Origin of the sequence: Polaromonas sp. CT11-55 (assembly GCF_047303325.1) — a bacterium.
Classification (GTDB): domain Bacteria; phylum Pseudomonadota; class Gammaproteobacteria; order Burkholderiales; family Burkholderiaceae_C; genus Polaromonas.
The window spans coordinates 369,980-376,491 of sequence record NZ_JBKBEX010000002.1; the positions used below are offsets into that span (position 1 = coordinate 369,980).

General features: G+C 63.8%; 4 protein-coding genes. 1 reads left to right on the forward strand and 3 read right to left on the reverse strand.

Going from position 1 to position 6,512, the window contains the following annotated elements; all coding sequences use genetic code 11:
• Positions 1-8 precede the first annotated feature (8 nt).
• Together egtB and ACEN8I_RS03630 are read right to left on the reverse strand one after the other, a co-directional pair.
• On the reverse strand, positions 9-1,343 hold the full coding sequence (egtB, locus tag ACEN8I_RS03625; RefSeq protein WP_413326366.1) for an ergothioneine biosynthesis protein EgtB: 1,335 nt from the start codon (positions 1,341-1,343) through the stop codon (positions 9-11).
• Positions 1,344-1,429: 86 nt separating this feature from the next.
• On the reverse strand, positions 1,430-2,239 hold the full coding sequence (locus tag ACEN8I_RS03630) for a sulfurtransferase (protein WP_413326400.1): 810 nt from the start codon (positions 2,237-2,239) through the stop codon (positions 1,430-1,432).
• Positions 2,240-2,322: 83 nt separating this feature from the next.
• On the opposite strand from ACEN8I_RS03630, the gene dnaE reads away from it, so the two are divergent.
• Complete coding sequence (gene dnaE, locus ACEN8I_RS03635; protein ID WP_413326368.1) at positions 2,323-5,805, forward strand: DNA polymerase III subunit alpha; 3,483 nt, start codon at positions 2,323-2,325, stop codon at positions 5,803-5,805.
• A 63-nt stretch (positions 5,806-5,868) separates the two neighbouring features.
• Here the strand turns inward: dnaE and tolA are convergent.
• Positions 5,869-6,512, reverse strand: a 644-nt coding sequence (gene tolA / locus ACEN8I_RS03640) for a cell envelope integrity protein TolA (protein ID WP_413326370.1), incomplete at its 5' end; no start/stop codon positions are given.

A 6,512-nucleotide genomic window follows, 5' to 3' on the forward strand; every position in this document is an offset into this window, starting at 1 on the left:
GTGCCGGTTCAGCTTCGCAGGTCGCGCGCCAGCCGCAGGCCGCTGAACTGCCAGCGCGCATCGGGCGGAAAGAAGTTGCGGTAGCTCGCGCGAATATGGCTTTGCGGCGTCGCGCAGGAGCCGCCGCGCAGCACAAACTGGTTGCACATGAACTTGCCGTTGTACTCGCCCACCAGGCCTTCCCAGGGCTTGTAGCCGGGGTAGGGGTTGTAGTTGGACTGCGTCCACTCCCACACGTCGCCGAACATCTGCGCGGGCAGGCCGCGACTGCCTTCCTGCTGCGGCAGCGGATGGAAGGCCGACGTCTCCACAAAATTGCCTTGGGCCGCGGCGCCGGCCGGCAGGCCGCGCGCGGCGAGCTCCCATTCAAACTCGGTCGGCAGGCGGGCGCCGGCCCAGCGCGCGAAGGCGTCGGCTTCAAAATAACTGAGGTGGCAGGCCGGCGTGTTTGGGTCCACTTCAATCAGGCCCTGCAGCGTGAAGTGCTGGTAGCCGCCCTCGCCATCCTGCCAGTAAAAGGGCAGGCTGACCTTGTTTTCCGTGACCCAGTCCCAGCCCATGGACAGCCACAGCTCGGGGCGCTGGTAGCCCTTGTCGGCGATAAAGGCCATGATCTCGCCGTTGGTCACCGGCCGGCTGGCGAGCTCGAAGGCCGCCACATAGGCTTTGTGGCGCGGCGTTTCATTGTCGAAAGCGAATTCACCGTCGCGCGCGGCATCGTAGCCATGCTCCACCAGGCCGGCCTCATGGCGCAGCCACTCCACCGGCTGCGGGTGTATGCCGGCCAGTGGCCAGCGGCTCGCATAGGCCGGTCGCGCGGGATTGAAGGACAGCGCGTGTTTGATGTCGGTCAGCAGCAGTTCCTGGTGCTGCTGCTCGTGGTGCAGGCCCAGGGTCACGAGTTCCTTGAGTTCCTGCTGCTGAGCGCTATCGGCGCCGGCCTCGACCGCGTCAATCACCGCCAGCATGCGCTGGTTGACTTGGGCGCGGTAGGCGAGCACCTCATCTAGCGAGGGCCGGCTGATCAGGCCGCGCTTGGGCCGCGGGTATTTGTCGCCCACACCGTTGTAATAGCTGTTGAACAGCACGCGAAAGCCGGCGTCAAAAGGCGTGAAGCCGGTCTCAAAGCGTTCGAGGATGAAGGTCTCGAAAAACCAGGTCAGGTGGGCCAGATGCCATTTGGCGGGACTGGCGTCGGGCATGGACTGCAGCTGGCAGTCTTCAGGGCTCAGGGGCTGTATCAGCGCCTCGGTCTGCTGGCGCAGGGCGACAAAGCGCCTGGCGAGTGGAGACAGGGAGGCGTGGGCGGCCTGCTGGCGTATGGGGGAAGTGTCTGTGGGCATGGTGGCTACCGTAAAAAGAGACGGCTGGCAGACGTGGGCAGTTGTGGGATGCGGGCGACTCAAAAGCTTCGCACGGGGCTTTGGGCTCAGCTGTCGGACAACAGCCCGAAAACTTCGGGCCGTCGGGTGGCGCGTGTCGGATTCAAAGGCTTGGCGGGCGGGTTGACCTGGGGTTTGAGTGCCGGGTCCAGCGCGCGGCGTTCATCAAAGACAAAACATTCGCCGTCAAAATGCGCGTGCCCGCTTTCCTCGAAGTACTTGAGGATGCCGCCGTCGAGCTGCCAGACGTTTTCGACCCCGGCTTCGCGCATCAGGATGGCGGCTTTCTCGCAGCGTATGCCGCCAGTGCAAAAGCTCACCACGGTCTTGCCGGCCAGCTCCTGTTTGTGCGTCTGCAGGGCCTCGGGGAACTCAGTGAATTTGCGGATGCGCCAGTCGATGGCGTTGCGGAAGGTGCCGACGTCGGCTTCAAAGTCATTGCGCGTGTCCAGCGTCACCACGGGACGGCCCGTGTCGTCGTGTCCCGCGTCCAGCCAGCGCTTGAGCGTGGCGGCGTCCACCGCCGGCGCGCGGCCGGCCGCGGGTTGCACGGCCGGGTGGTTCATGCGGATGATCTCGGGCTTGACCTTGACCAGCAGCTTGCGAAAGGGCTGGGCGCCGGACCAGCTTTCCTTGGCCTGCAAGTCGGCAAAACGCGCATCCTGTTTCAACCATGCCAAAAAATCATGAATATCGCCGGCTGGCCCGGCCAGGAAGAGGTTGATGCCTTCTTCGGCCAGCAGCACCGTGCCCTTGATGGCATGGCCCTGCAGCCTGTCCGCCAGGCTGGTTTGCAGCGCATCGGGCTGGTCCAGCGCGACAAACTTGTAGGCCGCAATGTTCAGGATTTGCATGATGCGATCGATTGTAGGCAGGCATGCAAGGCCTTGCACCGCCCGGTGAAGCCTGAGCGGACAGACCCGGCCCTAAAATGACCCCTATGTTTGTTCATTTGCGTCTCCACACCGAATTTTCCGTCGTTGACGGCACCAACCGCATCGATGAAGTCGTGGCCGCCGCGGCCGCAGACGGGCAACCGGCGCTGGCCATCACCGACCTGAGCAACCTCTTCGGCACCGTCAAGTTTTACAAGGAAACCCGGGGCGCGGGCGTCAAACCCCTGATAGGCGCCGACATCTGGGTGCAGGTGCCCGGCAAGGACGCCAATGCGCCCGCCGCCCGCCTGCTGCTGCTGGTGCAAAGCCGCCAGGGCTACCTGAACCTCTCCGAGATCCTCACGCGCGCCTGGACCAAGAACGTGGTGCGCGACCAGGCGGTGGTCAAGCTTGAATGGCTGCAGGAACTGGGCGAGGGCCTGATCGCGCTGTCGGGTGCGCAGGGCGGCTCCGTGGGCCAGGCCCTGCTGCAGGGCGACAGCGCTCGCGCCGCGGAATGCGCGCTGTATTTCGCGGGCCTGTTCCCGCACCGCTTTTACCTGGAGCTGCAGCGTGCCCAGCGGCCCGATGACGAGCGCCATGTGGCCGCCGCCGTCCAGCTGGCGGCGCGGCTCAAGCTGCCCGTGGTGGCCACCCACCCCGTGCAGTTCCTGACCTATGACGACTACGAGGCGCATGAAGCGCGCGTCTGCATCTCCGAAGGCGAGATCCTGGGCAACACGCGGCGCGTGCGCAAGTTCACGCGCGAGCAGTACTTCAAGTCGACCGGGCAAATGCAGGCGCTGTTCGCCGACGTGCCCACGGCCCTGGCCAACACGCTGGAGATCGCCAAGCGCTGCAACCTCACGCTGGAACTCGGCAAGCCCATGCTGCCGGACTACCCGACGCCCGAAGTGGGCGGCGTGCGCATGCCCATCGACGAGTATTTCCGCCAGGCCTCGTTTGAAGGCCTGGAAGAACGCCTGGCCCACCTCTACCGCGATGCGGTCGTGCGCGACCAGAAGCGGCCCGAATACGTCAAGCGGCTGGAGTTCGAGATCAACACCATCCTCAAGATGGGGTTTCCCGGTTACTTCCTGATCGTGGGTGACTTCATCAACTGGGCCAAGAACAACGGCTGCCCGGTTGGGCCGGGCCGGGGCTCCGGCGCGGGTTCGCTGGTGGCCTATTCGCTCAAGATCACCGACCTGGACCCGCTGCAGTACAACCTGCTGTTCGAGCGCTTCCTGAACCCGGAGCGGGTGTCCATGCCCGACTTCGATATCGACTTCTGCCAGAGCAACCGCGACCGCGTGATCGACTACGTGAAGGACAAATACGGCAAGGATGCCGTGAGCCAGATCGTGACCTTCGGCACCATGGCAGCGCGCGCTGCCATCCGCGACGTGGGCCGGGTGCTGGATTTTCCCTACGGCTTTTGCGACGGCATTTCCAAGCTCATCCCCAACAAACCGGGCCAGCACATCACGATTGAACAGGCGAAAGAGCAGGAGCCCATCCTGGCCGAGCGCGAGCGCAAGGAAGAGGATGTGCAAACCCTGCTGGCACTCGCGCAAAAGCTCGAGGGCCTGACCCGCAACGTCGGCATGCATGCCGGGGGCGTGCTGATCGCGCCCAGCAAGCTGACCGATTTCTGCCCGCTGTACGCCCAGCCGGGCAGCGACTCCGCGGTGAGCCAGTTCGACAAGGACGACGTTGAGGCCATTGGCCTCGTCAAGTTCGACTTTTTGGGCCTGGCCACCCTGACCATCCTGGAGATCGCCCGGGAGTTCATCATCGCGCGCCACCCGGCCCAGAAGGACTTCAAGTTCGAAGACCTGCCGCTCAATGACCGCAAGGTCTACGAGCTTTTCGGCCGGGGCCAGACCGAAGCCGTGTTCCAGTTTGAAAGTATCGGCATGCAGCGCATGCTCAAGGACGCCAAGCCGGACCGCCTGGAAGACCTGATCGCGATGAATGCGCTGTATCGGCCGGGGCCCATGGAGCTGATCCCGACCTACATCGCGCGCAAGCAGGGCAAGGAAGTGCCCGAATACCCGGACCCGCGCGTCAAGGCCATCCTCGAAGAGACCTACGGCATCATGGTCTACCAGGAGCAGGTGATGCAGACCGCGCAGATCCTGGGCGGCTACTCGCTGGGCGGCGCCGACTTGCTGCGCCGCGCCATGGGCAAGAAGAAAAAAGAGGAGATGGACGCGCAGCGCGCGATCTTCCGCAAGGGCGCGGGCGAGGGCGGCCTCAGCGAAGAGAAAGCCGACGAGGTCTTCGACCTGATGGAAAAGTTCGCGGGCTACGGCTTCAACAAGTCGCACTCCGCCGCCTATGCGCTGTTGGCCTACCACACGGCCTGGCTCAAGGTGCACTACACCGCCGAATTCTTCGCTGCCAACATGACAGTGGAAATGGATGACACCGACAAGCTCAAGGTGCTGTTCGGCGACGCGCAGAAGATGGGCATACAGTTCGAGTCGCCCGACATCAATCGCGGCGACTATCGCTTCGAGCCCATCAGCGCGACCTCGGTGCGCTACGGCCTGGGCGCCGTCAAGGGCACCGGCCAGCAGGCGATTGCCGCGATTGTCGCGGCGCGCAAGGAAGGCGGCCCCTTTACCTCGCTCTATGATTTTTGCGTGCGCGTGGACCGCAGCCGCCTCAACAAACGCACGGTGGAAGCCCTGATCAAGGGCGGCGCCTTTGACAACCTGCAGCTCAACCGCGCCTCGCTGCTGGCCTCGGTGGACCGCGCCTTTGAGTTCGCCGCCGCGACCGAGGCCAACGCCAACCAGGGCGGGCTGTTCGACATGAGCGACTCGCATGCCGCCAGCACCCAGGAGCCGCCGCTGGTGGAGGCCATGCCCTTCGGCGTGAAGGCGCGCCTGGTGCAGGAGAAAACCGCGATCGGCTTTTACCTTTCGGGCCATTTGTTCGACGAGGTGGAGACCGAGGTGCGCCAGTTCGCCAAACGCAAGATCGAGGACCTGATCGACTCGCGCGAGCCGCAGCTGCTGGCCGCGATTTTGAGCGACCTGCGCGTCATCAACGGCAACCGCGGCAAGCTGATCATCTTCAAGCTCGACGACAAGACCGACGTGCTTGAGGCCTCGGTGGACGAGGCGCTGTTCAACGCCAACCGCAACCTGCTCAAGGACGACGAACTGGTGATTGTGCAGGGCACGCTGCAGGGCGCGTCGGAGCGCTTCGGGCGCCGTTTCAAGGTCACCCAGGTATGGGACCTGGAAACCGCGCGCTGCAAGTTCGGCAAGTACCTGCGCGTGGCCGTCAACGGCAGCGCGCCCGATATCTCGCGCATGGTGAGGGATTTTCCGCCGCGCCGCGAAATGTCGGAGCAGGGCGAGATCAGCCGCGGCCTGCCGGTGCGCTTGAGCCTCAGGCGGCAAAACGAGATAGGCGGCGCGACGGCCGAGCTGCACCTGGGCGAGGCCGCCAGGTTTTTCCCGACCGATGCGGCGCTGGCCAGCTGGATGGCGCAGGCCGACAAGGGGCTGGTGCAGATCGTTTACGAGTGATGGCGCTTTGCTCGCCCGGATGCCAAAGTGCATGCGTGGCGAGTCGAGGACTGTTTCCAGGCGCTAGTAGTTCTTGGCGCGCATTTCCAGAATAAAGAAGGTGTCAGGTATCCGGCCATCGACGTCCCTAGGAAGAACGCGCGTGCGAATAACGGCAGTGAGCGCCGCATCATCCCAGGCTTTGTTACCGCTGGACTGAACGAGCCGCTGGCTAATGATGGTGCCGTCCAAGGTCACACGCACTTCGACTTTGGCGACGGGGTTGCCCACGACATCTGCGGTGAACACGACGTTCGGTCGGATAGCCGCATTGATGATATTGCCGTAGGAGGTAGAAGGTCCGTTGGCTTTTTGCGTGGGACCTTTTGCGTCGGCTGCACCCGTGGCGCCGGCCATGCCGGCGATGCGCCGGAGATTTTCCTGCCGCAATTTTTCCGCAGCGGCCTGGGTTGCCTTCTGCTGTGCGGCGTCTTTGTTGTCCTGCTTGGCTTCGAGTGTTTTGGCGTCTTCCGCCGCCTTACGTTTGGCCAAGTCTTCCTTGGCTTTCTTCTCAGCGGCTCTCTGTTTCTCGGCATCTTTGTCTTTTTTTGCCTGCAGTTCAGCCTTCTGCTTTTCTTTCAGGCGCTCGGCTTCCGCTTCCTTTTGTGCCTGAACCAGTTTGCGTTTCTTTTCCTGTTCCAGGGCGATGTCCACCTTGGGCTCGGGAG